Raw genomic sequence first — 2,398 nt, forward strand, 5'->3', positions numbered from 1 at the left:
CACGCTGACTGCACCGTCTGAAGCGAATGAAGGTGGTCAAATTACGTACACCGCTACGCTTTCGAATAAAGCGGGCACTGACGTCACCTTGAAGTTGGATAACGGCTCGTCGATCACTATCAAGGCCGGCGACACTGTCGGCACTGTGACCGTCCCTGCACCTACCGATGATGTGTTTATCGATAAGAGCACCCAGACGGCCCAGATCACTGACGCTTCTGGCGGCAACTTCGAGAAGTTGGAAGTCGCGGGCAACGGCGCCACCACCACGATCAACGACACCATCGACAAAGTCGATGTAGTACTGACCGCCACTACCACCGTCGGCGAAGGCGGCAATATCGTCTACACCGCCAGCCTTGTGGATAAAAACGGCGCGCCGGTGACTAACATCACCAATCCGTTGACTGTCACCCTGGATAACGGTCAGACCATCACCATCGGCGTGAATCAGTCGAGCGGCACTGTTTCGGTTCTTGCTCCTGATGACGTGTACAAAGGCGATCAAACCGTCACTACTGCTATCAGCGGCGTGACCGGCGGCGAGCACTTTGAAAATCTGATTCCAGGTACCGATAAAGTCACCACGACTGTAACTGACACTCCGGGGACCGATAACACCACGACCGTGACGTTGACTGCGCCGAGTGCGGTGAACGAAGGTGGCCAGATCACCTATACCGCAACCTTGAGCAACAAGGCCGGTACCGACGTCACGTTGAAACTCGACAACGGTTCAAGCATTACCATCAAAGCGGGCGACACCGTCGGCACCGTGACCGTGCCTGCACCTACCGATGATGTGTTTATCGATAAGAGCACGCAGACCGTTCAAATCACCGAAACCACGGGTGGCAACTTCGAAAAACTGGAAGTTGCGGGCAACGGCGCAACCACCACGATCAACGACACCATCGACAAGGTGGACGTAGTTCTGACCGCCACCACCACCGTCGGCGAAGGCGGCAACATCGTTTACACCGCCAGCCTTGTGGATAAGAACGGTGCGCCGGTGACTAACATCACCAATCCGCTGACTGTCACTTTGGATAATGGCGAAACCATCACCATCGGCGTGAATCAGTCGAGCGGCACTGTTTCGATCTTGGCACCGGATGATGTCTACAAAGGCGATCAGACCGTCACTACCGCCATCCAAGGCGTGACCGGTGGCGAGCATTTCGAGAACCTGGTCCCGGGCACTACGGCGGTGAACACCACCGTTACGGATACCCCTGGCACCGATAACACCACTACCGTGACGCTGACCGCGCCTAACGCCGTTAACGAAGGTGGTCAAATTACGTACACCGCCACGCTTTCCAACAAAGCGGGCACTGACGTCACGTTGAAGCTGGATAACGGTTCGTCGATCACCATTAAAGCGGGCGACACCGTCGGCACTGTGACCGTGCCTGCGCCTACCGATGATGTGTTCATCGACAAAAGCACGCAGACCGTTCAAATCACCGAAGCCACAGGCGGCAACTTCGAGAAGTTGGAAGTCGCGGGCAACGGCGCCACCACCACGATCAACGACACCATCGACAAGGTGGACGTAGTTCTGACTGCCACCACCTCCGTAGGTGAAGGCGGCAATATCGTTTACACCGCCAGTCTTGTGGATAAGAACGGCGCACCGGTGACCAACATCACCAACCCGCTGACCGTGACTCTGGATAACGGCCAAACCATCACCATTGGCGTGAATGAATCCAGCGCTAGCGTGTCGGTTCTTGCACCGGATGATGTGTACAAAGGCGACCAGACCGTCACTACCGCCATTCAAGGTGTGACTGGCGGCGAGCACTTCGAGAATTTGGTTCCAGGGACCGATAAAGTCACTACAACTGTGACTGACACACCGGGTACCGATAACACTACGACTGTCACGTTGACCGCGCCAAACGCAGTGAGCGAAGGTGGCCAGATCACCTACACCGCAACTTTGAGCAACAAGGCCGGCACCGACGTCACCTTGAAGTTGGATAACGGCTCGTCGATCACCATCAAAGCGGGCGACACGGTCGGCACCGTGACCGTCCCTGCACCTACCGATGACGTGTTCATCGACAAGAGCACGCAGACGGTCAAGATCACCGACGCTTCCGGCGGCAACTTCGAAAAACTGGAAGTTGCGGGCAACGGCGCAACCACCACGATCAACGACACCATCGACAAGGTCGATGTGGTCCTGACCGCTACCACCACCGTCGGTGAAGGCGGCAATATCGTTTACACCGCCAGCCTTGTGGATAAAAACGGCGCGCCGGTGACTAACATCACCAATCCGCTGACCGTCACGCTGGATAACGGCGAGACCATCACCATCGGAGTGAATCAGTCCAGCGGCACTGTTTCGATCTTGGCACCGGATGATGTCTACAAAGGCGATCAA

At 56.3% G+C, this 2,398-nt stretch carries 1 protein-coding gene; it reads left to right on the forward strand.

Annotated elements, in window-relative coordinates; translation table 11 throughout:
• On the forward strand, positions 1–2,398 hold a 2,398-nt coding region (locus JH25_RS13495), incomplete at both ends, for an immunoglobulin-like domain-containing protein (protein ID WP_442961409.1).

Origin of the sequence: Pseudomonas sp. BRG-100 (genome assembly GCF_000737955.1) — a bacterium.
GTDB classification, from domain to species: Bacteria; Pseudomonadota; Gammaproteobacteria; order Pseudomonadales; family Pseudomonadaceae; genus Aquipseudomonas; species Aquipseudomonas synxantha_A.